Origin of the sequence: Paenibacillus sp. FSL P2-0322 (genome assembly GCF_037975315.1) — a bacterium.
Classification (GTDB): domain Bacteria; phylum Bacillota; class Bacilli; order Paenibacillales; family Paenibacillaceae; genus Paenibacillus; species Paenibacillus polymyxa_B.
On sequence record NZ_CP150243.1, the window covers coordinates 2,373,580 to 2,398,396 of the forward strand.

Genomic DNA, 24,817 nt, shown 5'->3' on the forward strand with positions numbered 1-24,817 from the left:
ACCAGCACAACGTCGCACTCTACATGAGTGCGTGGATTGAAATTATAGGTGCCCGGCGCAGCGTGGGGACGCTGTAACGTCGCACTCTACATGAGTGCGTGGATTGAAATTTCTATCGCCCGGCGCAGAAACGCCGCAGGAGCGTCGCACTCTACATGAGTGCGTGGATTGAAATACCCCTTGATTTTCTCGACTGCAAACCCTAATGATAGTCGCACTCTACATGAGTGCGTGGATTGAAATCCCCGAACCCTGGAACGATCCGCAATGTCTGGAGTCGCACTCTACATGAGTGCGTGGATTGAAATAATCAGCCAAATCAACCAACCAAAAGGGACAGAAGTCGCACTCTACATGAGTGCGTGGATTGAAATAGATATCTTACTTGCACATACAGGACAAACCCAAGTCGCACTCTACATGAGTGCGTGGATTGAAATACGCCGCGCCAGGGGTCTTTACCCAGGCGGCGCACGTCGCACTCTACATGAGTGCGTGGATTGAAATCAGTAGGAACGTTGCTTAAAACACAGGCCACGGCCTCGTCGCACTCTACATGAGTGCGTGGATTGAAATTTCAGCCCGATCCGAAACCCCAAATCTCCATCAAAGTCGCACTCTACATGAGTGCGTGGATTGAAATCCCGTGTGTTGTAGGAACAGTGAAGTTTCCATCCGTGTCGCACTCTATACGAGTGCGTGGATAATGACGTAGTAGCCTCGTCACCTGGTCACATAAAGTGGTGACCGGATCATGAAGCAAGTCCGAGAAGTGGAGGAACTGGACATATTAGCGGTTTGGAGGGGACGACGGTGGTTCAGTACAATTCCGTGTGGGATGAACTGATCTTGCAGCAAAAAGATGATTTTTACTTCCATGGACGCCATAAACGCCTGCCGTTAGATAACGTGAATGCCCTATTATCTTTTGCCTATACACTGCTGTCCAACGATATGAAATCCGTACTGGAAGCTGTCGGTCTCGATGCTTATGTGGGTTTTCTGCGTAGAGATCGTCCAGGGCGAGCCTCCTTGGCATTGGATGTGATGGAAGAACTTCGAGGAGTATATGCCGACCGTTTTGTCCTTACATTGATTAACAAAAAAAATTGATTCATGGGAAAGGATTTTACAAAAAAAAGAAAACGGAGCTGTGATGATGAAAAAATGATTTTGAATGAGAAAATGTCTTGGGGGCTGGTGCCCTATTCATAGGCTTTGCTCGTGGCTAGATATATTCGGGGAGATCTGGACGAGTACCCTCCATTTTTGTGGAAGTAGGTTGATCTTATTAATACTAATTACGTATGATGTAAGCACAGTGGACAGAGAAGGCAGAAAAAGACTGGCAAAGGTTGCGTAAAAGTACGTAGATCACGGACAATGGGTGCAAAATTCCGTGTTTGAATGTATTTTGGACTCGACCCAGTTCCGCCGCTTAAAGTATGAATTAGAAGAGCTGATAGACAAAAGAGAAGACAGCTTGCGCTTCTACATCTTAGGAGATAACTACAAAAAGAAAGTAGAGCATATAGGGGCAAAGGAAGCTTGCGATATGGAAAGCCCACTGATTTTGTAAGGTGCGAATGTGAAGCTCACATAAAAACCCCGGGTCCTTCGCACCTCGAAATTTGTCGAAAAGCATTAAGGATGCTATCTATGAGAAAAAGTCAATAGTTGTTACAAGCCTTTTTGGCATCAGTTTTTGCGACAATGTGTGGAATTGGTATCATTAGGGTATGAATTACTACATTTTCGCTGTCGCACTCTGTATGGAGTGCGTGGATTGAAATCCTTTAATACGATCTGCAAGAGTTAATTTATCTGTGTCGCACTCTGTATGGAGTGCGTGGATTGAAATAACCCTAGCAGGCAAATCAACATTAACGAGATAAAGTCGCACTCTGTATGGAGTGCGTGGATTGAAATCTTATCAGCCTGAAAAGCGTATGACTGAAATTTAGTCGCACTCTGTATGGAGTGCGTGGATTGAAATTTATTCTCCAGCACAGACACACGCGATGTGTTTTGGTCGCACTCTGTATGGAGTGCGTGGATTGAAATTTAACGGGCCTGTGGATAAGAAATGGACGAGGGCAAGTCGCACTCTGTATGGAGTGCGTGGATTGAAATCAAACTGCTTGCGGAAGCTCTCTGCACTTAACACGTCGCACTCTGTATGGAGTGTGTGGATTAAAATTAAAGCGCTATGCAGTGATTTTGTTGGGCTACGCAATATGTATAGGGTTATTTTACGCTTTGGGATATAAGATGAGCGCTATGGGAATCTATGCAATTTTGACAGGAATTGTGATTGGAGAAATAATCAACTTCGCATTATCGAAGCGAGAGAAATGACCTATGTATCCCTTGATTGCATCAACATCAGGGGATTTTTCATGTAATTAAAAGATCCAACAGAGTTTCTGCATGGGACCTCTATATCATTTACTGGTGAGAATGCACATTGGGAAATGAATCCGTCATGTCAACATTGTGAAACCTTTTACTTGGAACCATCCAATGATTTCAGGATGTCGCTTGTCCAATATGTCTCAATATGTGTAAGTTATGCTGAATTTTCACTATAAACATTAGTTGCATAATACATTGACAGATGGTTAATTATGGAGAAGAATAGAGGGTGATTTTTAAAATAATGGAATTTTTATGTGAAGGGTGGTTATGACTTGAAGCATACACCTACGATTTCAGCGGAGTTTGAGGATTATCTAAAACAAAATGATATGATGTTGAGTCAATTTGCCGAATATTCAGGGGTTCATCAAAGAACGCTTAGTAATTGGATTACTCAGCATCGTCCTATTTCCGTACAGCAGCTAGACAGAATTACTGTGGCTATGGATTTGCCAGAGGGCTATTTTTACGATCTATACATAGAAAATTACATTATTGACCTTTCCCCGAATTTTAGGCGAATCGAGCCATTATTGTATCGTTGTGCGGAGCTGGACAAGCTGGATGCAATCCGTCGAATGGTTGGACATATCATGGATAATCCGCTGTATGCGTCCAGGCTATTTGATGTTGCAGAAGCATTATTTGAACAGGGACGACATGCTGCTGCGCTGCCTCTCTATGAGAATGTCGCAGAAGTGGAGAAATATCAGCATTCTGAACGCTTGGCCACCTGCCAATATCGTATATTCTCAATTCAAGTTGGAGACGACCAAAGCCGTAATCTCAAGGCAGCAACGCTATTTGAACCCTTCGTGGAACGTCTGGATGAAATAGACCAGCTTGATGCTTTAAAAGATTTGGCGAATGTGTATCGTTCTTTACGCTTATGGGACAGGCTTGATGTGATAGCTCGCAAAATGAGAGATAAAGCGAAAATCCAATATACATTAGAGCATCAGCAGAAAAAACGAAATCCTGCACTTGAAAAGAAGCTAAGTCGTCCTTTGTTTGTGTATATCACCTATGCTGATTTATTGTGTGCAAGTGTCTGTGAAGCCCAAGGTAATTACCAACAAGCTCTACAATATACATATGCCTACGTTAATTTAGATTGGGTCAAAGAGACGGACGAGGATACTCTGCATTGGATTAAACTATTTCAAAATTGGGCGCTATGTAATACTTACGTTAATAAGTTATTATCCGGAGATATAAGTGTGCTTCCAGATTATGTTGAATACATTAGTGTATCATCAAATACCACTAAAGAAATGGTTACTCAATTATTGAATATTATGATGGCGGCTAACCGATTTCATGTTGATGTGGATGAAATACTTAAGCAGTTCGAAACGGAGATAGATTCGATCACCCAACAGCAACCATCTGCTGATATGTACACTCATCAAGTGGTTCCAGAACAATCAACGCGTTTTAAATATGAACTGGCTAAATACTACTTAAATAAAGGTAATTACTCATATGGATTTAAATACTTACTAGACGTTTTATCTAAATCATTAGTCATTAACAAAGAAGCCTTTTTCATTAGCTGTATAAGATTATTTGAGCAGTTCAAGCAATTTGCAGACTTTACATTGTGTACAAAGTATGAAAGTTTAGTTAGAGAAGGGCGAAAAGAAAGATTATTTTATTATTAGTAGTAATTAATCATTTCTCAGTGTTGATTCCAAGCTGAATAAAAATGTATATGGAAAACGAAGAAGGCAGAATGTTGCTGTGCAAGTAAAGCGATCGCTTTTGCCACGGATTTTAACCCTCATCTGACTTTATTCAGGAAATACAGGGGTGGTGACGATGGGAAGCAGCATCCGACTGCGTAGTGAAACAATAGTTGAATTTTTAAGTTCAGCTTGTAGGAGTCTGTTGCATTTTAAATAAACATAAATCGCCAAAAAAGTGCCTCTGGAATGCGCCAGAAGCACTTTTTTTGTCGAGCAAATTTTCAAAAAATCCAAAAGTTTACGTTTTGTATTAGGATATGACACAGAAGGGGGCATCATACTGATGAATCCAGGTGAGACTTTACTTCGTGTCGAACGGGCCAGAAAAAGACTGTACCAAATCCAGAAGAAATATGGATTTTTAACGCATCCCAAAGTGATTGAACAATCCATGAAACTGGATGAACTATTGAATCAATACCAAATATACAAAATGAAATCCTAACAAATGAGTTCACGACATGTTGCTAATGGTAGAACGTGAAATCCAATCTCCAAACCCCAATCAAAATTCTAAATCCTATACTATGAAGAGGTGATAACGTTGTTGAACTTACGAAATCCTGTAACCCCTTTTGGATGGAAAATCAAAGAAAAGCTAGTCGAGAGGCAAATGGATCAGAGAACATTTTGTGATACCTACCATATTCCTGCTAGCCGCTTGTCCAATCTCATTCATGGAACACGTAAGGCCAAAAAATATAGAGTACAAGTATGTCAATTGCTTGGGATCGAAGAATAACCCCCTCTCTCTTTTATGGAAACAGGATATCCTAATGATATGTAAGCTACAGTGGCAAAGGACTCCAGGTTTCTTTAATATAGATTGTACATAGGATGTTTAATACAAGGAGTGGAAAGGGGCGATGGGGGGGTTCTCCAGAATGGCAGAGCAGAAGATTGCCGAGGCGATGGCCAAAGGTGAGTTTGATCATTTACCGGAAGAGGGCAAGCCACTGGTGATCGAGGATTTGTCACATGTTCCAGAGGAGCTGCGGATGTCGTACAAGCTGTTGAAGAATGCAGGCATTTTACCGGAAGTGCTTCAGTTACAAAAGGAATGTGTCCAGCTACGTGATTTGCTTCACGCTTGTCATGAGGCAGGAGAGCAACAACGGATCAGTCGCAGGCTGACTGAAAAATCACTTCGTCTCCGTATGCTGCTGGAGGAAAGAGGGCTAAATACGTCGTCTGTATTTTATGAATATGAGTCCGCTATGCGTAAGCGACTGGAGGAATAGAAGCGAGCGGAGCAAAGGGCGGAATGCCCTTGCCCGTACACTTTGATTTCCGCGCTTTACCTCATTACCGTTGCAGTGCGGATAATCTCATGAGGCATTGTTTCGTCAGGATGACGGGTTCTTTGGGCAGTTTGTCCAAATGAAAGTCATCGATTAAATCCACAGCCTTCACAGGCTCAGGTGAATCCAGCAGCCCGGAAAAATAGGCGAGCCAGCCAATGACTGCTTCCGGTGTGATACCTTGTCGGCGCATAGCTCGGAGTGCTACGCCACCATGTCGTTTGGCCAGCCTTCGCCCATCAGGGCCCAGGACAAGGGGAACGTGTGCGAAACGTGGCGACTGCAACCCCAAAGCTTGGTACAGCAATAGCTGACGGGGAGTCGAATCGAGAAGATCATACCCACGTAGTACGTCGGTCATATACATATCTGCATCATCGACAACGACAGCCAGCTGATAGGAAAACATGCCGTCCGCCCGTTTGACGATAAAATCGCCGCCCTCTGCCGCACCGAAGGTCACATGGCCTGCTACCTGATCATGAAACGAAATAACGGCATCTGGATTTTGCGGTACTTTAAAGCGAAGTGAAGGGAGTTTATGTTGTGCTTTGGCTACGACATCTTGAGAGCTAAGGTTACGACATGCACCTGAATATGCGGGTCCTTCACCAGACAGTCCATGTGGAGCATGGGCGGCAGCCACAATGTCGGCCCGACTACAAAAACAAGGATACAGCAAATCTTGCTCCTGTAGTATCTCCAATGCAGATTGGAAGCGTTCCAGCCGCTGGCTTTGAGTGTAGGGACCGTAGGGACCGCCTACGTCGGGTCCTTCGTCCCATTCCAGCCCGATCCAGCGCAAATCTTCCATAATCCCTTGCGCCAACTGGCTGCGAGCTCGCGTCATATCGATATCTTCCATGCGCAAAATATAGGTTCCACCCAGGGAGCGAACGTGCAGCCAGGATAATAAGGCAGTGCGAGCGTTTCCTAAGTGTATCCATCCCGATGGTGTTGGGGCAAATCGCCCTCTGATGGGTTGGGCCTGTAATTCCATACGAAAGTGACCTCGATTCTATATTCCGTCCTTCAGCAATCCATATCAACCATATTATAAAACGAACTTGCCGCGAGTGCATCTCGACAGGTATAGAAGCTAAACACGAAGCATACATAGCCGCGATGGCCAGACGGGAAATTTAAATATCTGTATAATAGATTTAGAAGAATTATGCACGACAGACCGAAGAGAAGTCCCAGAGTGCAGCTTAACATTTTTAATTCAATATTCAATAATTACAGGTAATGAAAAATTCACAATAATAAAGGAATTAAAACTTAGATTCTACGCATCAAGCGTATCATTGGAGAGATTTCATTGACAGATAAACAACTGCCTATTATGCAAGTGATCCCCGAGCTTAAACATACACTGCAATCCCATTCGGCGGCGGTACTGATTGCACAGCCGGGAGCGGGGAAAACGACGGTAACACCGCTGGAGCTGCTGCATGAGCCGTGGCTGGCAGGGCAAAAGATGATTATGCTGGAGCCGAGGCGTTTGGCAGCACGTGCAGCAGCAGCGCAAATGGCGAAAGCGCTGGGAGAGCCCACCGGGAAGACCGTGGGTTATCGGGTTCGTATGGATACAAAAGTAGGACCAAACACGCGGATTGAAGTGGTTACGGAGGGCGTACTGACCCGGATGCTGCAACATGATCAGGCATTGGAGGGAGTCGGGCTGATTATGTTTGATGAGTTTCATGAACGCAGCCTGCATGCAGACTTGGGATTGGCACTTGCCCTGCAAAGCCAGGCGCTGCTGCGACCGGATTTGAAGATATTGATCATGTCTGCCACCCTGGAGGCAGAGCCTGTATGCAGACTATTAGGGGATGCGCCATTGCTGGAATGTCCAGGCACCGTATTTCCAGTAGAAACCTTTCATATGTCCAAACCTTCATCAATCTCATTAGAGTCCTTTACGGCTGAGACGGTAGAAAAGGCGCTTGATGTTCATGAAGGCGATCTGTTGGTGTTTTTACCAGGGGCTAGAGAAATTCATAGAACGGAACGAGAATTGGCTTCAAAGCATTTACCAGCACACGTCAAGGTAATTCCGCTGTACGGCAGCATGAAGCTGGAGCAGCAGGATGAGGCAATACGTTCATCGGCTTTGGGCAGTCGAAAAGTGGTATTGGCCACATCGATTGCCGAGTCCAGTTTGACCATCGCCGGGATTACGGTGGTGATCGATAGCGGACTGTCGCGGGAATCGGTGTTTTCCGCGCGAACCGGTATGAGCCGTTTGACCACCGTCAAGGTGTCCAAGGCCTCCGCCGACCAGCGGCGCGGACGGGCGGGCCGTCTCCAGCCGGGCGTATGCTACCGGCTGTGGAGCGCACAGGAGCATGCCGCGCTCCCCGATGCCAGTCGCCCGGAAATCGCCGCGGCGGATCTGGCCCCGCTCGCGCTGGAGCTGGCGGCCTGGGGCGTGCGCGAGCCCGCCGAGCTGGTCTGGCTGGATGCCCCGCCTGAGGCCGCGTACCGCCAAGCCACAGGTCTGCTGCACCAGCTCGGCTGCCTGGATGAAGCAGCCGACGGCACTACAGGCGGCATCACCGCGCATGGGCGCGAGGTGTCCGCCCTAGGCACGCACCCGCGCCTTGGACACATGCTGTTGCGCGCAGCCGCCCTTGGCCTGGCCCCGACTGCCAGCCGTCTGGCTGCGCTGCTGCAAGAGCGGGACCCGTTCCGCGCACATGGCGGAACGGATTTGCGCCCGCGGCTGGATGCCCTGCGCGAGGCGGCCCATGCCCGCAGTACGCACAGCCTGCTGCGGGCAGCAGACGATACGGTGATTCGCCGTATCGTGCAAGAGAGCCGGCAGCTGCTAGCCACGCTGCCGACAGCAGCCGCAGCGCAGGACGAGCCTGACGGCTCCGCGGCTTGCGGGCTGCTGCTGGCCTTTGCGTATCCGGATCGGATCGCGCAGGGCCGGGGGGATGGCCGCTTTTTGCTTAGCGGCGGCCGGGGCGCGCGACTCCGACAAGTGGAGTGGATGTCGCGTTCGTCCTATCTCGTCGCCGCCGAAGTGGACGACGAGGGAGCAGATGGCGCCATTCAGTTGGCGGCACCAGTTGAACTGCAAGAGCTGATCCAGCATTGCAGCGATTTGCTGCTGGAACAAGCCAGCGTATACTGGGATAGCTCCGCCTCAGCAGTGAGAGCCCGCAAGGTACTGCGGCTGGGCTCACTCGTCTTAAAGGAAACGTCCTATGAGCGACCTCCGGCAGAGGAAGTAGCTGCCGCCTTGATGCAGGGTGTCCGTGAACGAGGTCTGAAGCTACTGTCATGGAATCGGCAAACCCTCCAGTTGCAGGCTCGTTTGATTTTTATGCACTTCTCGGCGCCTGAGGACTGGCCGGACTGCACGGAATCGGCATTGCTGGATTCACTGGAATCGTGGCTGTTGCCTTTTGCTCTAGGAGCCAAAAATGTATCCGATTTGCAACGGCTGGACAGTGCTGCATTGCTGCTTGGCAGGCTGGATTGGGAACAGCGGCAGCAGCTTGATCAGGAAGCGCCGACGCATATCCGCGTACCCAGCGGTTCCCGCATTCCTGTCGATTATTCGAATCCTGAGGCACCAGCGCTGGCTGTACGACTACAAGAGTTGTTCGGTATGAGGGATACGCCTCGTATTGGACGCGGACGCGTACCCATTGTATTGCATTTACTGTCACCTGCCCAGCGACCTGTCCAAGTGACGTCCGACTTGTCCAGCTTCTGGAGCGAGGCTTACTTTGAAGTCAAAAAGGACCTGAAGGGCAGATATCCCAAGCATTATTGGCCGGATGATCCACTGGAAGCTGTGGCGACCAACAGAGCAAAGCCAAAGCGTTAAATAGAAGCTGTTTTATGCTAATCGACTTTTGAATTTTCGTAAAATCGTTTAAACGTCATAATGGCGGGGTAATGAAAGACGAACCACTCAACACCAAAATATTGGGAGGTAACTATTATGGCTAATAACTTAAACGATTATAATGAAAAGAAAATTGTTGGTGTTTTTGATACAGAGCAGGAAGCATCTCGTGCGATAGGACAATTGCAGAGCAAAGGAATCCCAAGCAGTGAAATTTCTGTGATCACCCGTGACCGTGACGAGCTAAGGACGATTAGTGAAGAGACAGGCACCAAAGCACCGGAGGGTGTGGCCACAGGTGCGGCTACCGGCGGTATTGTAGGCGGCGTTGCTGGCTTGCTGGCAGGCATCGGGGCCTTGGCTATTCCGGGTATCGGACCGATCCTCGCTGCTGGACCTATCGCGGCTACTCTTACCGGAGCAGCTGTCGGTGCGGGAGCAGGTGGCTTGGTCGGTGGACTGGTCGGGCTAGGTATTCCAGAAGATGATGCACGTCAATACGAGACATACGTCGATCAGGGCAAGATTTTAGTGCTGGTGGATTCAGCTGACCATCACAGGGATGTTTATGATATTTTCCGCACCAACCGTTCGCTGAATGCGGATCGTTACAGAACGTATGATGATACGGTGGCGGACACGCGGACAGATGCGTACACAGATACTAGAAGGAACCTGTAAACAACTAACGGCTAGTTGAGAACGTGATTTAACAGGCTTTCCTATCTCCTTTGTATATAGGTTGTTTCTCCAGCAGCAGTCTCCCCGAGAGGGAAGACTGCTGCTTTTACATGTTAGTGAAACATAGAATAAACCTGAGATAAATGATGCTTTGCTTGTTGTTGGCACGTTTATCCTTCTATATATTTTTACAGAATTGTCGTTATAATAGATTTGAGGATTTTGAAAAATCATGGATTTATAAATTGCTAGATGTAACAGGAGAGTGACATGAGTCAAAAAGAGAGAATTTCCGAAGTCGCTTTGCTAAGAGGGTTGGCTTTTGCCGCCGTTGTTCTTCAGCATTCCGTCGCACATTATGCGGTTGCGCAGGGGGCGCGCATCCAGGACGGGGTTTTGATGACACTTTTACTGCTGTGTTCCAAATTTGCAGTTCCGGTGTTTGTGTTTATCACGGGCATGGTGCTATTTTACAATTATGATGGGGTCTTAAAGTACGGAACGTTTTTACGTAAAAGATTCATGGACATCATTGTTCCGTATATCATATGGTCTCTTTTATACGAATTGGGAAATCAGCTTGCCCAAAGTGGTGGATATATTCACCCGCTGGATTTTTTCCAGAAGCTATTGAACGGGAAAAGCAGCTATCATCTATGGTACATCGTTATGATTATCCAATGTTATGTGTTATTTCCCGTGTTTCGTTATGCGGTCCGTCATTTGTCTGCGCTACTGCCGTCGAAATGGCGACCAGCTGCATTGGCTGGATTCGGCGTGCTATATATTTTGCTCATGTTCGCCGTTGGACCCGTATACCAAGCGATGGATAAGCTCCAGCTTCCGGTTATTACCTCTTGGTTTACCCTGTACGCTGACCGGAATGTGATCTACTTTTTCTTTTATTTTGTGTTAGGAGCGGCAGCCGGGATGAACGTCAAGCGTTGGAATGCTTGGGTAACCAAAGCACAGATGATATACTGGCCGTTGTTTATCGTGATTACAGGCTACTTACTGTACGAGATGATCGGTCAGTTCCAGACGCCGCGAGGTACAGTTCTTTCCTTTAACTATTTGTCTTTGCTGCGTCCGGTCATGGCTGTATATTGCGTCGCGTCTATTTTTGTAGCTTATCGGGTAGCGACGTGGATTGCTCATAAGGGGGGACGTGCGGCGAGTATGCTGACGGCCATCGGAACGTTGTCCTATGGAGCGTATCTCATGCATGCCTTTATGCTGCGTGTGACCTATTATTTTGACGAGACGTTTTTTGCAGACTGGAGCCACGTTCTTCGTACGCTGGCTTCGTTCGTTCTCTGTATGATCTTTTCCGTTGCCGGAACATGGCTACTTGCACGCTTGCCTCTGGGCAAATGGATCGTGGGGCTTCGGGTTCGTCCTCGCCCGACTGGAGGTCCGCCAGCCTTACAAAAGCAAGCCTGATTTGATAACCCAATCACATATGTTCACAAGAGTATCCCAAAGCCAAGAAATAAGGCAATGGGCTACTTTTCTATCTACATTTGTTTAATAGTATGCATACTGATAGACTGGATGTTCCTTTACCAGTAAGGTGAAGGAACATCCATATGGGAGGGTCGCAAAATGAGTGGTCCAGATACAAGAAGCGTTTTTCCGATGAAAAATATTAGAAGTCTGTGTTTTTTGAACAATGTAGTGGTTAATCCATATATCGAAATCGGGGATTATACCTACTATGACGATGATGATAACCCTTTGGATTTTGAGAAAAATGTCCTTTATCATTTTGATTTTATAGGGGACAAATTAAAGATTGGTAAGTTTTGTGCGATTGCAGCCAAAGCCAAATTTATTATGAATGGTGCTAATCATAATACAAATGCATTTACGACTTTTCCTTTTGGAGCGTTTGGCGGAGATTGGGAAGTTGGTTTACCCAATTTAAGTGGGGGCTACAAAGGGGACACTGTGGTTGGAAATGATGTTTGGATTGGTTACAACGCTACCATTATGCCCGGAGTTCAAATTGGTGATGGCGCGATCATTGCGTCAAACGCCGTGGTGACTAAAGATGTTCGGCCATATTCCATTGTAGGAGGAAATCCCGCGAAGTTAATTCGTTATCGGTTTGATGAGGAAACTATAGCTATGCTACAAACCCTGAAATGGTGGGACTGGGACATCCAAAAAATAACAGAATATATTCCTGTTTTGACAAGTAACGATACGGAGGCCTTAAAACAATTAATCCAGTCTTCGTAATCTGTAACTCTATTTTTTTAGCTTTAGTTATATTATTTCAACATATGAAAAATTCATAATAGCAAAAACAATAAAATCATTTCTCAGCGCTTCGCACACTACTCTATATCGCCTCATTCTATATCTCTCGCCATCTTAAAACAGGTCACAAGAGATGAAGGGTTCTCATACGCTCTCATATCATCAAAGGAAATAGTGTATGGACGCAGAGTGGTTTATAATGGAAGATAAGGTGCACGAATAAGGTGTGGAGGAGGCTGTGAAATGGCGTTTATGATATCCCAGCGGGCTTTTATCAAAATTTATCTGATCACAATGGTGGAGAGGCATCGCGGTTATGGATATCAGATGCTCGAATCGATGAAAGATGAGTTTAGTGGCTTTGGGTATGTTCCGCCTCAGAGCGAGGTTTACCGGGCGCTGCATGAGCTGGTACAGGAAGGTGTTTTTTACCGTACCAAGCGATTGAAAGGAACAGACCCGCGCGTGGATTTTCAGGAGATTGTACTCTATCACTTTACAGATGATGGGGAGGAGAAAGCACGATTGTACAAGAAGCAGGTCAAAGCTGATTTGGACCGTTGCTTAGGTATGCTGCATAAAGCGGAACAAGACAACTATTCCTAACCACGAAAGGATGAGAATGATGGGTAGAAAGCTGAAATGGGGAATTTTAGGCACTGCGGAGATCGCCCAAATCGCTGTAATTCCGGCAATTCAGCAATCCGAACGCGGAGAAGTGCTTGGGATTGCTAGTCGTAATGCGGATAAAGCCGCTGAGACCGCCCGGGAGTTCGATATTCCGAAAAGTTATGGAAGCTATGATGACCTGTTGGCTGATCCCGAAATCGGAGCGGTGTACATTCCGTTGCCGAACCATCTGCATGAAGAGTGGACCATTCGGGCAGCGGAGGCTGGGAAGCACGTTTTGTGTGAAAAACCATCTTCTCTTAGCTCGGCCGGGACAAGCCGCATGATTGAAGCATGTCAACGTGCAGGAGTGATCTTTGCAGAGGCTTTTATGTATCGCTATCATCCCAAACATCGAAGAATTAAGGAAATTATCAATAGTGGGGAAATTGGTGACATTCGCGGCATCCATTGCACGTTTACGTTTAACAATACCGATCAGGCAGATAATGTGCGCTTTAATAAAAACATGGGCGGCGGCTCGCTATATGATGTGGGCGTCTATCCGATATCAGCCGCTCGTATGTATTTGGATCGGGAACCGGAGGCAGTGACGGTACATGCCTTATTTTCCCCGGAGCATGACAACGTCGATATGATGGCTTCCGGTTTGCTGGAATTTCCGGGTGGAGTCAACCTTACTTTCGATTGTGGCATGTGGGCAGCCAACCGTTCCAACATGGAAATTCTCGGTAGCAAGGGTACGATTGCGATGCCCAAAATGTTCGGTTGGGAAAGAACGTCTGTTGTACCGCAAATTTTCGTCCACGTCGGTTCGGTCACGCGTGAGGAACGTCTGAAAGGTTTTAATTCCTTTGAACTGCAAGCGGATGCTTTTGCTAAAGCGGTGCTTGACGGTGTCCCGTTGCCGTATGAGCCAGAAGATGCGGTGAGCAATATGAAGGTGATCGACGCTTGTATTGAGTCAGCTCGCAGTCGGAAACGGATAGAAATTGGATAACGGGATCACTGTATTCCCGTAAAGACATAAAAAGCAGCCTGTCCAAAGGACAAGCTGCTTTTTTAGATGAACGAATACATAAGCATATAGCATTACATATTTTCATCATAATCAGTGACATCACGCTTGGCGGCAGTTGCAGGCGAGTTCGATGTACCGTATTTCTCCACGGCGTCCCATGCGCCCGCATCGTCAAATCGTCCTGCATTCCGTTGGCGAACCTCACCTGCACCCTTGGGCGGCGGAGTCATGACCTGTTCCTCTACAGGACGGTCATTCGATAATTCTCGAGTTGGCGTGTGCTCGACTGTATAGGCTGTATATGGAATGGCTTGCAACCGTTCAAAAGGAATTTCTTCCCCGCTCTCCACACATATTCCGTATGTCCCATCCTTCATCCGTTGAAGGGCTGCATTGACTTGCTCCAGCTCGTCTTGCAGCGAATCATTAATCGCCAGATCACGGGACCGTTCAAAGGTTTCTGTCCCTATATCAGCGGGGTGGTTGTCATAGGACGAGAGCTCACCTGTGGAATCTGTCAGTGTTTCTCCCAATTGAGCGTTTTCCTGACCGTTTTGTTCAAAATGCTTTTCTAAATCCTTTTTCTGCTCCAGCAACATATGTTTCAGCTCTGCAAGCTGCGAATCGTTCAAATGGTTCATGATCATCTCTCCCCTTCGTGGTCTGTATAAGTGACACGTATGCTCTTGTATACCCGTTCATAGGGCCGGGCAATCAGCAGAGACTTTTATTCCCAGCCTAGAATGTGATATAAAAAGAATAGTGTGTTAAGGAGGGAATAACCGATGGATGAACATATGAAGCGTCGTCTGGATAAACAAAAGCAGTTGTTTAAACAACTGGGCATTCAGCTGGACGCGCTCTCCATTCATGAGAAACAGTTTAAGAATAAAATGCGCGGCTATGATCCGGACGAGGTGGATGCCTTTCTGGATGAAGTGATCAAGGATTATGAACGCTTTTATGCGAATATAGCCGACCTGATGGACAAGTGGCAGGAGCAGCAGGCAACCATACGTGATTTGAAAAATGCACCCAAGCCTGCGGCCGACCTTAATGGACTGGACCGTCGTCAACTGGAGGATATCGTTAAGCAGTTGGAATATAGTGTACGCCAATTAAAAGTGCGAGTACGTCCTGAAAATGACTATTTTCCGGAGTAAGGTGCAGTAAGCACTGTGTTGGTGCCTCTATTGTGGTATGATGGAAACAAGCATTTTTCCAAACATTTAATGAGGCACACACATAAAGGTGGTTAACATGAGTACCCATTTTTCCGTTAGTATCCATTGTCTGCTTCTTCTGGCTGAAGGGGCACCGGAGCGAATGACATCGTCACTTATTGCTTCCAGCATCAATACAAACCCAGTAGTTGTGAGAAGGATTATGAGCCGACTCAAACAAGCGGGTTTGGTGGATTCGTCGCCTGGAGCACGCGGCTTTCGTCTAAGCATGTCCAGTTCAAACATCAATCTGAAAATGATCTATGAGGCGACCAAGGATGAAGGTCCGTTGTTCGCCATCCATACCGACAGCAATCATAATTGTGAGGTAGGCAGGAACATAGACGCATTATTGGATGGTTTATATACCGTGGCAGAGCAGAAAATACAGGCGTTTTTCGAGACCGTTACGCTGCGAGATCTGGAGCAGGCACTTCAGCAGCGCGTGGGGCAACAAAGTTCATCCGTGTAAAGACGCTGGTAAGGAGAATTTATATGAAAATCATCGTACTTTCAGACACTCATATGCCGCATAGAAGCAAAGCGTTGCCTAGTCGGCTTGTACAGGAGTTAAAAGGCAGTGACCTCATTCTCCATGCCGGAGACTGGACGGATTGGTTTGTATATGAACGTCTAGCTGAATTTGCGCCTGTGCAAGGCATTGCCGGAAACAATGATGCAATGGACATCGTGGAGCGTTTAGGCTATCAGCGAATCGTTGAAGTTGAAGGCAAGCGGATCGGTATGGTTCACGGTCACGGCTGGCGAGGAACGACAGAAAATATCGCATTGAATACGTTTAAGGGAGAAACGCTGGATTGCCTGATTTATGGACATTCGCATATTCCGGTGGTCAAAACGATTGACGGTCAGCTTGTCCTTAATCCGGGGTCTCCGACGGACAAACGCGGCGAAGACGAATATTCATTTATCGTGCTGACGATTGAAGCTGGTCAGATGGAAGCACAGCTTGTTCTTTATCCAGATAAACATTGATTTAAAACCAACAACTGTTGATTAAAGGGGAAGCTATGGCCATTTTTGAATTAGAACCAATGAAGCATCATGTGTTGATCTGCAATGGAGGCACATGTATGCGACATGAGGGTGAAGAAGTTACACAGGCAATTCGGGATGAAATTCGTAAACAAAATGCAGAAGCATATATTCACACGACCAGAACTCGCTGTAATGGGCGTTGTCATGATGCTGCGGTTGTGATCGTATATCCTCAAGGGGACTGGTATGGTCAAATGACCCCCGACTCGGGGACTCAACTGGTGCAGAAGCTCGTAACGGGAGAGAAGCTGGAACCTCATCTTTTTCATGAGTGTACAGGTAAATCCAGCTCGGAATAATCCAATCAACCATTTATAAGAACATGAGTAGAGAAAATCTTTGCGGAGATTTTCTCTTTTTTGCGTTTAATCCTCGATGTGAAAGGTAAAAGTATACTGTGAACACCAATCCGATAGGGAGGGAAGTAAAATGGCCCCATTTGAAGATAACCTGCACGATCAGAATGAGCAGAAAGGACAGACGGGGAAAGGAACAACGGAGTCTAAACATCAGGAACAGTCGATCAATCGAGATCATGCAGAGCAGTATCCGACAGAGCAGGAAAGCTTGTTTGACCGTTTTGAGATTGAGCAGACGGTAGACGCCATTCCCGTAGAGGATTTGAAGATGGAAAGGCAGGAGGAGAGAGACAAGGATGCAACCAAGCACACCTCTTCCAGTGAGAAAAAATATAATGGTGGCGTATAATCATCAACTAACTGGTAATATTTAAAAAGAAATCTCTTGACTTTAAGATATATGTAATGTATATTAAGTTACGAAAAGTAATTAATTTTTCTCAGGAGGTAACAAAATGGCTAAAGACTTCTTCACAGCTCTGAAAGACAGACGCTCCTATTATGGTATTAGCAAAGAACAAGTCATTTCTGACCAACGGATTCAAGAGATTGTAGAGGAAGCTGTTAAGTATACACCTACCTCTTTCAACTCCCAAACTTCACGTGCTGTAGTGTTGCTCGGAGAGCATCATGATAAACTGTGGAATATTACAGAAGATATTTTGCGTGAGGTTGTAGGCAATGAGGAGCAATTCAAGTCTACTGCCGAGAAGATGAACGGTTTCCGCAGCGGATACGGAACAGTCTTGTTCTTTGAAGACAATAACGTGGTGGCTGGTCTGCAACAACAATTTGAAGCCTATGCGGACAATTTCCCGATCTGGTCCAACCAATCTAATGGTATGCTGCAATTGGTTGTATGGACGGCTCTGGAGCAAGAAGGACTGGGCGCATCCCTTCAGCATTACAACCCATTGATTGATGAAAAAGTGAAAAACGAATGGAACATTCCTGAGCATTGGAAACTGATTGCTGAAATGCCATTTGGTAAACCGACATTCCAACCAGGTGAAAAAGAATTCCAGCCTGTTGAAGAACGAGTAAAAACATTTAAATAATTATAATTTTCACGATAAAATGACGATTCAGGCTCGACTTGGTAAAGCACTGTGGGTATCCACAGTGCTTTTTGTCATTCCATTTTTAAGGCATATAAGCTTTGATATGTACGGACACAGGGGTTAATTCATCCGTTAGTGGGTGATATTATGTTTAAAATTGGATGAGAAGTTTACATTGGTGTTATTGCGGTTTTATGCAGATGTCTAGGATAACGCGCATTCAAAGGAGGAAAAGTGATGAACTATGATTGCATTATTGTTGGTGGGGGAATTGCCGGATTGCAAGCAGCGATTCAATTGGGGAGATACAGCAGTCATCGAGTTCTAGTGATAGATTCGGGCTATGGTCGATCTACGCTGTGCCACCAGTATCATAATATTTTGGGCTTTCCTGACGGAATTTCTGGTGAAGAGCTGCGACGGCTTGGACGTAGTGAAGCCACGAAACTAGGTACTGAATTTGTTGAAGGGAAGGCGGCAAAAGCCGCCAAAAGAGATGAGCTTTTTGACATTCAAGTGGATGCAGGATCCGTCTATTCGTCAAAAACGCTGCTGTTGGCGACAGGGCTAACGGACCGTTTTCCAAAGCTGGATGGGTTACAAGCCTGCTTGGGCAACAGTGTATATGTGTGCCCGGATTGTGACGGTTATGAGGTTCAGGATCGCAGCACGGTCGTTATGGGGGCAGGCAAAGCAGGAGCTTCCATGGCTCTGACTTTATCAGCGCGCACCGATCAACTTGTTTATGTCAATCATGAGCGTTCAGAGGTGCCGGACGAGCTGATCGTAAAGCTGCGGGAAAAAGGGATTGGCTATAAGGAAGCAGCCATTTCAGAGATTATAACCGGAGAATGGGGCTGTTTTGAAGGAGTGCGGCTGGCTGATGGACATGTGGTTCGAGCAGAGCGGGGCTTTTTAGCCTTTGGCAGCAATCACGTTCATTCAGAGCTGGCGGAGCAACTGGGTGTACATCTGCTGCATAATAAGCATATTGAGACTCATCCTCGCAGCAAAATGACAAATGTGGAAAATGTATGGGTAGCCGGGGACTTAGGAGCTCATGCCGAGCAAGCGACTGTGGCGATGGGAGAAGGAGCTATGTCAGCGATTTGGATACACAAGGTATTAACTGGTATGAAAACAAAAGAACCGCAGCTCTGAGAGCTGCGGTTTAGAACGATGGGTGTATACTCGTTGGGAGTTGAAGTTCGAAGCGTTTTAATTGATCGCTCATGCCGTACTTACGTAAAATTTCCGTCTGTTTGTTGCCGATAAGATCAAAATGCGGATAGGGCTGACGCTGATGAATATATTGGGGGTTCAATCCGTTATGGTTGCACCATAAGCGCAGCTTGTCCAAATCAGAACATCCCACCTTGGTGACGGTTGTAATGCCTGGAAAGCGATCATCCAGCCAGTAATGTGTCAGGAAAGCAATTTCACCACGACTGACCTCTCTTTTCCAGGCCATAAGCTCCTGCCGGGTAATGCCAAATGCCATCGTTCTCATCCTTCCTTGGCTCATTCTGAAATCATGAGCTGTTGCGCGGTTGTTCCATTATTTTCGTACTATAGTTTGTATTATGATCCACATGGGGTAACACAATAACAGGAGACCCTGTGTGACGACCTCCTGTTAGCGGTTAAAGCCATCTCTCGGCCCAGCTCTCCACACCATTTAATGCATCACCTAGCTCTTTACCCTTGCGTGTCAGCGAATACTCGGTACGCACAGGCCGCTCTGTGATGACATTGCGAAGGATCAGGCCGGAAAGCTCTAGTTCCTTGATGCGTTCGTTCAGCATGCGTTTACTAAGATCAGGTATGGAGACGTGAATTTCACTAAATCGTTTGGGATGTTCCATCAAAGTATGAATGATGAGAGCGGTCCATTTTTTGCTGATGATCTGAAAGGACTGTTCCACCTTACCGCACAAAAGCTTAGGCTGCCTGTCGTCGCTCATCTGAATCCCCTCAATTTCATTGTTGTTTTAAACAGTATACTAAAAGTAACTCTGTATACCAATAGTAACTATAACGCTTTGTATCAACTGTGACATATTTAACAGTTTTTTCTCTTTCCTTTCGTCAATCATACCACAGAAAACGTTATCATTACAGGATATATCGAATGTTCACGATTTCGCTAAAATTTGATTGACTTGCCCCTTATTTTGGGTGTATTATGGGTTACGTTAATTCCTCAGGTAACTTTTAATAACCTCATCTTTATAATGGGAAGAAGGAATATTTCATGGATTCAATGACATTTGTCTTATTTGGAGCGACAGGGGATTTGGCGAAACGCAAAATTTACCCTGCCTTGTATAATTTGTTTGTAGAAGGTAAAATTCCGGCTTCCTTTTCTGTAATTGGGATGGGGCGTCGTGAAGTGGCGGACGAGCAATTTCAAAGTAATGTAGAGCAATCCATTAAGGATTTTTCCAGACACGTGAATGAAGACCGTGCACAGATGGATCAGTTCTTAAGTGCTTTCCGTTACAGCGCATTGAACGTCAACCACCCGGAAGATTATAAAAAGCTGCTGCAGCTTGCTGAGCAACGTGAAAATGACTTGGGAATTCCGGGGAACCGCATGTTTTACTTATCGGTGGCACCGGAATTTTTTGATGTGATTGCCCTCAATATTCGGGAGAGTGGTTTAGCTGAAACAAAGGGTTGGAAACGGCTCATTATCGAAAAACCATTTGGACATGATCTGGAATCAGCACGTGAGCTGAATGATCGCCTGAGCAGAACATTTGCTGAGGATGAGATTTATCGTATTGACCATTACTTAGGTAAGCCCATGGTACAAAACCTGGAAGCCTTAAAATTTGCTAATCCATTGCTTCAAGGGATATGGAACAATCAATACATCGCCAATGTGCAAATTACCGCATCCGAGACTGTAGGGGTGGAGGAGCGAGCAGGATACTATGATCATTCTGGCGCTATTCGTGATATGGTACAAAATCACATGCTACAGGTGTTGATGATGACGGCTATGAACAAGCCGGGACATGTCACGGCTGACCAGGTGCGTGATGAAAAAAGCAAGGTGATGGACGCGCTTCGTGCACTTGATCCTTCCGATATTGCTTCCAACGTGGTTAGAGGCCAATATACCAACGGTGAGATCAACGGAAAAGCAGTTCCTTCCTATAATGAAGAGCCGGACATCGGTCCTGATTCACAAAATGATACTTTCATTTCAGCTCGCCTATGGATTGACAACGAACAATGGTCGGGTGTACCTTTCTATATTCGTACTGGCAAACGCATGAAAGAAAAATCTACTCGTATCGTTGTGGAATTCAAAAAGGACAGCACAGATCCTTATGCCGCTCAAGGGCAACCGACTGACCCGAACTTGCTGATCATCCATGTTAACCCGGATGAAAAGGTAACGCTGCGTCTGAATAGCAGAGACCCGTTAAACGCTGGTCAACTGGAAACGGTTCTGATGAATTATCATTCCGAGGCCAAGGATGTACCAGAAGCCTATGAGCGCCTCATCTTTGATGCGCTGCGCGGCGATTCCACCTTTTTTGCTCATTGGAACGAAGTTGAGCTTTCATGGGTGTGGGTTCAACCTGTACTGGAAGCTTTTGCTCGTGGTGAGGTTCCACTTCATACGTATGCAGCAGGCTCTTACGGTCCAGAAGCTTCAGACCAATTGTTGGAAGAGCAAGGCTTTACATGGTGGCTGGACGAAAAGTCCGAAAGCACTGAAAAAGCAGTCGTTCGTTCTTAACATCAATAAGAAAGTATATACAAAATATGTTTGCTACGGCAGGAGGCCTTTACAATGCAAGTAGGATTAATTGGTTTGGGAAAAATGGGTTTAAATCTCGGGAAAAATTTGATCGATCATAAGCATGAACTTGTGGCTTACGACGTCAATGCAGCCGCCATCCAAGAAATGAAGGATTATGGAGCTACAGGTGCTTCCACATTGGAAGAGCTTGTACAGGCAACTCAATCCCCTAGAGTATTGTGGATTATGGTTCCTCACCAAATTGTGGATTCTGTGCTGGATCAGCTTCAACCGATGTTGTCCAAAGGGGACATCATTATTGAAGGTGGTAATTCTCATTACAAAGAGTCTATTGCTCGCCATGCCCGTCTTCAAGAATATGGTATCAGCTTCATGGATGCTGGAACCTCAGGCGGGATGGAAGGCGCACGCAATGGCGCTTGTTACATGATCGGTGGCGATCCGGAAGCTTGGGCGGTTGTTGAGCCTATTTTCCGCGACACAGCAGTGGAAAACGGATATCTGTATGCAGGTAAATCCGGAAGCGGACATTTTCTGAAAATGGTTCATAACGGTGTGGAATACGGCATGATGGCTTCCATCGGTGAAGGATTTGAAGTGCTGGAAAAAAGCAGCTTTGACTTTGATTATGAACAAGTAGCGCGTGTGTGGAACAACGGTTCTGTTATTCGCTCTTGGCTGATGGGCTTGACTGAACGGGCATTCTCCAAAGATGCAAACCTGGACGAAATCCGTGGGGTTATGCACTCTTCTGGTGAAGGAAAATGGACGGTTGAGGAAGCGCTGGACATTCAGGCTGCAACTCCAGTCATTGCTTTGTCCCTGCTGATGCGCTACCGTTCTCTTGATGCGGACACGTTCAACGGGAAAGTGGTTGCTGCGCTGCGCAATGAATTTGGCGGTCACGCGGTAGAAAAGAAGTAATAACGATATAAGCTAGTATCTATCCCCGTAGCTTCACAACTGCGGGGATATTGCTATATGTTTTGTCGTTTATTGGATGTTTGCAAAACCTGCATATGCATATTTTTCCTTGTATATCCGCACAATAGATGAAAAAGGCGGAAGGATGAATAGCGTATGTGCAAAAGGTTTTCGTTATCGGCTGATTTGGATGAGGTAAGGGATCATTTTGGTATACAACGGGTGATGTATTATTACAAAACACGCTATAACATGAGCCCCACTCAGCATGTTCCAATTGTGCTGCATCAGGATGGAGAACGGGTACTTGATGAATTTCGCTGGGGATTTATTCCCTACTGGGGCAAGGATTGTGTCAATGCAGACTTGAATACGGTTCGGGTAAATCCGAGTTATCGCAAGATGGCGGAAACCCGACGTTGTATCATTCCATGCAATGGATTTTATTATTGGCGCAAATTGGGTAAACGCATGTGTGCTGTACGGGTGGTACTGCCGGAACAGAAGATGTTTGCGGTCGCGGGGCTATATGAAGTATGGCAGGATAGTCGTAAGGAGCCTTTACGCACCTGTACGATGATGACAGTTCATGCCAATACGGATATACGTGAATTCGATACCCGTATGCCGGCTATTTTGGAAGCTGATCATATAGATTCATGGTTGGACCCGTCTGTCCAGAACATAGATGAGCTGTTGCCTCTACTGCGCACGTATGAGCAAGGAGACATGAGTATCTATCCAGTGACCCCACTGGTGGCCAATGATGAACATGATAACCGTGAATGTATTCAGGAAATGGATTTGCAGTGGTCCTGGATTAAACCTTAAACGTATGGAGATTTTCATCCATGATTGATCATAAGCTTCCCGCCACCTGCATAGGTATGTATTGGGGAACAAGCGTCATGATCCGGGGAGAGGGGAAACGGCCGAAGGAGTATCTCATGTGGGATGGAGGCGATTGGAATGAGTAACGATACACTCATCCAGCTGCTAGTGCTCATGGTGACGATCATCGGTCTGGTCCAAAACCGGTAAGTGGCAGGTTCCAGAAGGCGGGAGAATTGCCGTAGGCAATCTTCCGTTTTTTTCTGTGTTAAAAAGCTCGCAGATTAAGGAAGCTTACGGTACAATAGATGCTAGGCTACAGGTGACAAGACACCTGAATATACGTCTACATACGATATATTTTTAAGGGAGAGCGAATCATGAGTGAATTAACTTCATTACCACCAGCCAAAAAAAGAAAATTGCTGTTTAGCGCAGGGCTCAGCTGGTTGTTTGATGCTATGGATGTGGGGCTGCTTTCATTTATAGTCGCAGCGTTGGCAAAGGAGTGGCATCTGGGATCTGAGCAAATTGGACTGCTGACTGCAATGAATTCGATAGGAATGGTGTTCGGAGCCGCTTTGGCGGGGATTTTGGCGGATCGTTACGGCAGACGCGCCATATTAGTGTGGACATTGTTGATCTTTTCTATTGCCAGCGGCTTATCCGCTTTTGCGACAGGTCTCGGAATGCTGCTGGTGCTGCGTTTTATTGCTGGTGCAGGCTTGGGCGGGGAATTGCCTGTTGCTTCGACGCTGGTGTCAGAATCAGTGCCTGTGAAAGAACGAGGAAGAGCGGTTGTGCTGCTGGAAAGCTTCTGGGCGGCAGGCTGGATCCTTTCGGCTCTTATTGCTTATTTTGTTATTCCAAAGTATGGTTGGCAAATGGCATTTATTCTCGGCGCAGTACCTGCGCTGTACGCTCTTTATCTGCGCAGAGCTATTGAGGATTCACCGCGTTACAAGCAGCAAAGCGTTAAACTTCCGCTGCGTGCACGATTGGCTTCGATTTGGTCGGGACCCAATCGCAAGTCTACGCTGATGCTGTGGATTTTATGGTTCACAGTTGTATTTTCATACTACGGCATGTTCCTGTGGCTACCGAGCATTATGTTTATGAAAGGTTTCGAACTGGTTAAAAGCTTTGAATATGTACTGATCATGACGCTTGCGCAACTACCAGGTTACTTTACCGCCGCCTATCTAATTGAAAAGCTGGGGCGCAAATTCGTACTGATCATCTACTTGCTGCTCACAGCAGTGTCCGCCATTTGGTTCGGCACCTCGGAAACGGCGGGAATGCTGCTAGCTGCTGGTATCTGCTTGTCCTTTTTTAATCTCGGTGCTTGGGGAGCCATGTACGCTTATACTCCGGAATTGTACCCGACAGCGGTCCGTTCTACCGGTGTGGGTATGGCGGCTGCGTTTGGCCGTATTGGAGGCGTTATCGGGCCTTTTGCGGTCGGTATACTCGTAGGACAAGGCGTAGCGTTACCATCTATCTTTGTGATTTTCTTCGTAGCTATCTTGATCGGAGCAGTGGCTGTATGGTTGCTGGGTACGGAAACCAAAAACCAGGAGATTGACTAACCTTTACATTCACCTGTGTAAAGATTCATAATATAAGAGAGAGGAGTGACCTGAA

The 24,817-nt window shown here is 46.4% G+C and carries 26 protein-coding genes, 2 pseudogenes and 2 CRISPR repeat arrays (1 of these 30 cut by a window edge); of the genes and pseudogenes, 24 read left to right on the forward strand and 4 right to left on the reverse strand.

The window, feature by feature from the left end:
• Positions 1–711: a CRISPR direct-repeat array (repeat unit 32 nt; unit sequence GTCGCACTCTACATGAGTGCGTGGATTGAAAT); it begins 256 nt to the left of the window's first position.
• A gap of 43 nt (positions 712–754) precedes the next feature.
• The 6 genes and pseudogenes from cas1 to MKY24_RS10680 all read left to right on the forward strand — a co-directional run.
• A pseudogene (cas1, locus tag MKY24_RS10655) lies at positions 755–1,281 on the forward strand (CRISPR-associated endonuclease Cas1); the annotation flags it as partial.
• 4 nt (positions 1,282–1,285) lie between these two features.
• Positions 1,286–1,579 (forward strand): annotated as a pseudogene (gene cas2, locus MKY24_RS10660) (CRISPR-associated endonuclease Cas2).
• A 181-nt stretch (positions 1,580–1,760) separates the two neighbouring features.
• A CRISPR array of direct repeats spans positions 1,761–2,200; the repeat unit is 33 nt; unit sequence GTCGCACTCTGTATGGAGTGCGTGGATTGAAAT.
• 490 nt (positions 2,201–2,690) lie between these two features.
• Complete coding sequence (locus tag MKY24_RS10665) at positions 2,691–4,082, forward strand: helix-turn-helix transcriptional regulator (protein WP_339201917.1); 1,392 nt, start codon at positions 2,691–2,693, stop codon at positions 4,080–4,082.
• A gap of 361 nt (positions 4,083–4,443) precedes the next feature.
• On the forward strand, positions 4,444–4,611 hold the full coding sequence (locus MKY24_RS10670; RefSeq protein ID WP_081047516.1) for an aspartyl-phosphate phosphatase Spo0E family protein: 168 nt from the start codon (positions 4,444–4,446) through the stop codon (positions 4,609–4,611).
• Between the two features lie 102 nt (positions 4,612–4,713).
• Entirely contained in the window at positions 4,714–4,908 is a 195-nt protein-coding gene (locus tag MKY24_RS10675; RefSeq protein ID WP_023988289.1) for a Rha family transcriptional regulator, read from the forward strand.
• A gap of 124 nt (positions 4,909–5,032) precedes the next feature.
• Entirely contained in the window at positions 5,033–5,407 is a 375-nt protein-coding gene (locus MKY24_RS10680) for a DnaJ family domain-containing protein (protein ID WP_339201919.1), read from the forward strand.
• A 64-nt stretch (positions 5,408–5,471) separates the two neighbouring features.
• Here MKY24_RS10680 and gluQRS read toward each other — a convergent pair whose 3' ends face one another.
• On the reverse strand, positions 5,472–6,467 hold the full coding sequence (gluQRS, locus tag MKY24_RS10685) for a tRNA glutamyl-Q(34) synthetase GluQRS (protein WP_023988291.1): 996 nt from the start codon (positions 6,465–6,467) through the stop codon (positions 5,472–5,474).
• Between the two features lie 321 nt (positions 6,468–6,788).
• On the opposite strand from gluQRS, the gene hrpB reads away from it, so the two are divergent.
• From hrpB to MKY24_RS10715, 6 genes are all read left to right on the forward strand, one after another.
• A complete protein-coding gene (hrpB, locus tag MKY24_RS10690; RefSeq protein WP_339201921.1) occupies positions 6,789–9,317 on the forward strand; it encodes an ATP-dependent helicase HrpB in 2,529 nt (842 codons plus the stop codon).
• A 117-nt stretch (positions 9,318–9,434) separates the two neighbouring features.
• Entirely contained in the window at positions 9,435–10,019 is a 585-nt protein-coding gene (locus MKY24_RS10695; RefSeq protein WP_028542417.1) for a general stress protein, read from the forward strand.
• A gap of 270 nt (positions 10,020–10,289) precedes the next feature.
• The gene (locus tag MKY24_RS10700; RefSeq protein WP_023988293.1) at positions 10,290–11,462 is read left to right on the forward strand and encodes an acyltransferase; all 1,173 of its coding nucleotides are present in this window, start codon (positions 10,290–10,292) and stop codon (positions 11,460–11,462) included.
• Between the two features lie 162 nt (positions 11,463–11,624).
• The gene (locus tag MKY24_RS10705; protein ID WP_023988294.1) at positions 11,625–12,263 is read left to right on the forward strand and encodes a CatB-related O-acetyltransferase; all 639 of its coding nucleotides are present in this window, start codon (positions 11,625–11,627) and stop codon (positions 12,261–12,263) included.
• A 264-nt stretch (positions 12,264–12,527) separates the two neighbouring features.
• Positions 12,528–12,890, forward strand: coding sequence for a helix-turn-helix transcriptional regulator (locus MKY24_RS10710; protein ID WP_013310011.1), 363 nt, complete (start codon positions 12,528–12,530; stop codon positions 12,888–12,890).
• 19 nt (positions 12,891–12,909) lie between these two features.
• Positions 12,910–13,914, forward strand: coding sequence for a Gfo/Idh/MocA family oxidoreductase (locus tag MKY24_RS10715; protein ID WP_028542415.1), 1,005 nt, complete (start codon positions 12,910–12,912; stop codon positions 13,912–13,914).
• Between the two features lie 92 nt (positions 13,915–14,006).
• Here the strand turns inward: MKY24_RS10715 and MKY24_RS10720 are convergent, their stop codons facing one another.
• A complete protein-coding gene (locus MKY24_RS10720) occupies positions 14,007–14,576 on the reverse strand; it encodes a TraR/DksA C4-type zinc finger protein (protein WP_023988296.1) in 570 nt (189 codons plus the stop codon).
• A 144-nt stretch (positions 14,577–14,720) separates the two neighbouring features.
• Between MKY24_RS10720 and MKY24_RS10725 the strand changes: the two genes are divergently transcribed.
• From MKY24_RS10725 to MKY24_RS10755, 7 genes are all read left to right on the forward strand, one after another.
• A complete protein-coding gene (locus tag MKY24_RS10725) occupies positions 14,721–15,098 on the forward strand; it encodes a DivIVA domain-containing protein (protein WP_023988297.1) in 378 nt (125 codons plus the stop codon).
• A 97-nt stretch (positions 15,099–15,195) separates the two neighbouring features.
• Entirely contained in the window at positions 15,196–15,630 is a 435-nt protein-coding gene (locus MKY24_RS10730) for an Rrf2 family transcriptional regulator (RefSeq protein WP_013310015.1), read from the forward strand.
• 23 nt (positions 15,631–15,653) lie between these two features.
• A complete protein-coding gene (locus tag MKY24_RS10735; RefSeq protein WP_075154092.1) occupies positions 15,654–16,154 on the forward strand; it encodes a metallophosphoesterase family protein in 501 nt (166 codons plus the stop codon).
• A 35-nt stretch (positions 16,155–16,189) separates the two neighbouring features.
• Positions 16,190–16,516 (forward strand): (2Fe-2S) ferredoxin domain-containing protein, encoded by a 327-nt coding sequence (locus MKY24_RS10740; protein ID WP_023988299.1) that lies wholly within the window; start codon positions 16,190–16,192, stop codon positions 16,514–16,516.
• A 130-nt stretch (positions 16,517–16,646) separates the two neighbouring features.
• Positions 16,647–16,925, forward strand: coding sequence for a hypothetical protein (locus MKY24_RS10745; RefSeq protein WP_013310018.1), 279 nt, complete (start codon positions 16,647–16,649; stop codon positions 16,923–16,925).
• A 106-nt stretch (positions 16,926–17,031) separates the two neighbouring features.
• Complete coding sequence (locus tag MKY24_RS10750) at positions 17,032–17,634, forward strand: nitroreductase family protein (RefSeq protein ID WP_025722870.1); 603 nt, start codon at positions 17,032–17,034, stop codon at positions 17,632–17,634.
• A gap of 240 nt (positions 17,635–17,874) precedes the next feature.
• Positions 17,875–18,798: an NAD(P)/FAD-dependent oxidoreductase gene (locus MKY24_RS10755; RefSeq protein WP_071558832.1), complete on the forward strand. Its 924-nt coding sequence runs from the start codon at positions 17,875–17,877 to the stop codon at positions 18,796–18,798.
• A 10-nt stretch (positions 18,799–18,808) separates the two neighbouring features.
• On the opposite strand, the gene MKY24_RS10760 is transcribed toward MKY24_RS10755, so the two are convergent.
• Together MKY24_RS10760 and MKY24_RS10765 are read right to left on the reverse strand one after the other, a co-directional pair.
• Positions 18,809–19,138, reverse strand: coding sequence for a hypothetical protein (locus MKY24_RS10760; RefSeq protein WP_339202301.1), 330 nt, complete (start codon positions 19,136–19,138; stop codon positions 18,809–18,811).
• A gap of 142 nt (positions 19,139–19,280) precedes the next feature.
• Positions 19,281–19,601, reverse strand: a complete 321-nt coding sequence (locus MKY24_RS10765) for a helix-turn-helix domain-containing protein (protein WP_007430161.1) — start codon at positions 19,599–19,601, stop codon at positions 19,281–19,283.
• Between the two features lie 290 nt (positions 19,602–19,891).
• On the opposite strand from MKY24_RS10765, the gene zwf reads away from it, so the two are divergent.
• The 5 genes from zwf (at position 19,892) to MKY24_RS10790 (ending at position 24,762) form a co-directional block, all read left to right on the forward strand.
• Positions 19,892–21,394 carry a glucose-6-phosphate dehydrogenase gene (gene zwf / locus MKY24_RS10770; protein WP_023988303.1) on the forward strand — a complete coding sequence of 501 codons (1,503 nt, stop codon included), beginning with the start codon at positions 19,892–19,894 and terminating at the stop codon, positions 21,392–21,394.
• A 54-nt stretch (positions 21,395–21,448) separates the two neighbouring features.
• Positions 21,449–22,342 carry a phosphogluconate dehydrogenase (NAD(+)-dependent, decarboxylating) gene (gene gnd, locus MKY24_RS10775; protein ID WP_053325295.1) on the forward strand — a complete coding sequence of 298 codons (894 nt, stop codon included), beginning with the start codon at positions 21,449–21,451 and terminating at the stop codon, positions 22,340–22,342.
• A gap of 156 nt (positions 22,343–22,498) precedes the next feature.
• On the forward strand, positions 22,499–23,173 hold the full coding sequence (locus MKY24_RS10780; protein ID WP_023988305.1) for an SOS response-associated peptidase: 675 nt from the start codon (positions 22,499–22,501) through the stop codon (positions 23,171–23,173).
• Positions 23,174–23,193: 20 nt separating this feature from the next.
• Positions 23,194–23,319: a hypothetical protein gene (locus tag MKY24_RS10785; protein WP_256703523.1), complete on the forward strand. Its 126-nt coding sequence runs from the start codon at positions 23,194–23,196 to the stop codon at positions 23,317–23,319.
• Between the two features lie 234 nt (positions 23,320–23,553).
• On the forward strand, positions 23,554–24,762 hold the full coding sequence (locus MKY24_RS10790; RefSeq protein WP_069080484.1) for an MFS transporter: 1,209 nt from the start codon (positions 23,554–23,556) through the stop codon (positions 24,760–24,762).
• Positions 24,763–24,817 lie beyond the last annotated feature (55 nt).

What these genes read in the sequence shown, in the direction of transcription:
- MKY24_RS10680 (WP_339201919.1), top strand. Translation starts at nt 5,033, where the DNA reads ATGGGGGGGTTCTCCAGAATGGCAGAGCAGAAGATTGCCGAGGCGATG.
- gluQRS (WP_023988291.1), bottom strand. Translation starts at nt 6,467, where the DNA reads ATGGAATTACAGGCCCAACCCATCAGAGGGCGATTTGCCCCAACACCA.
- MKY24_RS10695 (WP_028542417.1), top strand. Translation starts at nt 9,435, where the DNA reads ATGGCTAATAACTTAAACGATTATAATGAAAAGAAAATTGTTGGTGTT.
- MKY24_RS10700 (WP_023988293.1), top strand. Translation starts at nt 10,290, where the DNA reads ATGAGTCAAAAAGAGAGAATTTCCGAAGTCGCTTTGCTAAGAGGGTTG.
- MKY24_RS10705 (WP_023988294.1), top strand. Translation starts at nt 11,625, where the DNA reads ATGAGTGGTCCAGATACAAGAAGCGTTTTTCCGATGAAAAATATTAGA.
- MKY24_RS10710 (WP_013310011.1), top strand. Translation starts at nt 12,528, where the DNA reads ATGGCGTTTATGATATCCCAGCGGGCTTTTATCAAAATTTATCTGATC.
- MKY24_RS10715 (WP_028542415.1), top strand. Translation starts at nt 12,910, where the DNA reads ATGGGTAGAAAGCTGAAATGGGGAATTTTAGGCACTGCGGAGATCGCC.
- MKY24_RS10720 (WP_023988296.1), bottom strand. Translation starts at nt 14,576, where the DNA reads ATGAACCATTTGAACGATTCGCAGCTTGCAGAGCTGAAACATATGTTG.
- MKY24_RS10725 (WP_023988297.1), top strand. Translation starts at nt 14,721, where the DNA reads ATGGATGAACATATGAAGCGTCGTCTGGATAAACAAAAGCAGTTGTTT.
- MKY24_RS10730 (WP_013310015.1), top strand. Translation starts at nt 15,196, where the DNA reads ATGAGTACCCATTTTTCCGTTAGTATCCATTGTCTGCTTCTTCTGGCT.
- MKY24_RS10735 (WP_075154092.1), top strand. Translation starts at nt 15,654, where the DNA reads ATGAAAATCATCGTACTTTCAGACACTCATATGCCGCATAGAAGCAAA.
- MKY24_RS10740 (WP_023988299.1), top strand. Translation starts at nt 16,190, where the DNA reads ATGGCCATTTTTGAATTAGAACCAATGAAGCATCATGTGTTGATCTGC.
- MKY24_RS10745 (WP_013310018.1), top strand. Translation starts at nt 16,647, where the DNA reads ATGGCCCCATTTGAAGATAACCTGCACGATCAGAATGAGCAGAAAGGA.
- MKY24_RS10750 (WP_025722870.1), top strand. Translation starts at nt 17,032, where the DNA reads ATGGCTAAAGACTTCTTCACAGCTCTGAAAGACAGACGCTCCTATTAT.
- MKY24_RS10755 (WP_071558832.1), top strand. Translation starts at nt 17,875, where the DNA reads ATGAACTATGATTGCATTATTGTTGGTGGGGGAATTGCCGGATTGCAA.
- MKY24_RS10760 (WP_339202301.1), bottom strand. Translation starts at nt 19,138, where the DNA reads ATGGCATTTGGCATTACCCGGCAGGAGCTTATGGCCTGGAAAAGAGAG.
- MKY24_RS10765 (WP_007430161.1), bottom strand. Translation starts at nt 19,601, where the DNA reads ATGAGCGACGACAGGCAGCCTAAGCTTTTGTGCGGTAAGGTGGAACAG.
- zwf (WP_023988303.1), top strand. Translation starts at nt 19,892, where the DNA reads ATGGATTCAATGACATTTGTCTTATTTGGAGCGACAGGGGATTTGGCG.
- gnd (WP_053325295.1), top strand. Translation starts at nt 21,449, where the DNA reads ATGCAAGTAGGATTAATTGGTTTGGGAAAAATGGGTTTAAATCTCGGG.
- MKY24_RS10780 (WP_023988305.1), top strand. Translation starts at nt 22,499, where the DNA reads ATGTGCAAAAGGTTTTCGTTATCGGCTGATTTGGATGAGGTAAGGGAT.
- MKY24_RS10785 (WP_256703523.1), top strand. Translation starts at nt 23,194, where the DNA reads ATGATTGATCATAAGCTTCCCGCCACCTGCATAGGTATGTATTGGGGA.
- MKY24_RS10790 (WP_069080484.1), top strand. Translation starts at nt 23,554, where the DNA reads ATGAGTGAATTAACTTCATTACCACCAGCCAAAAAAAGAAAATTGCTG.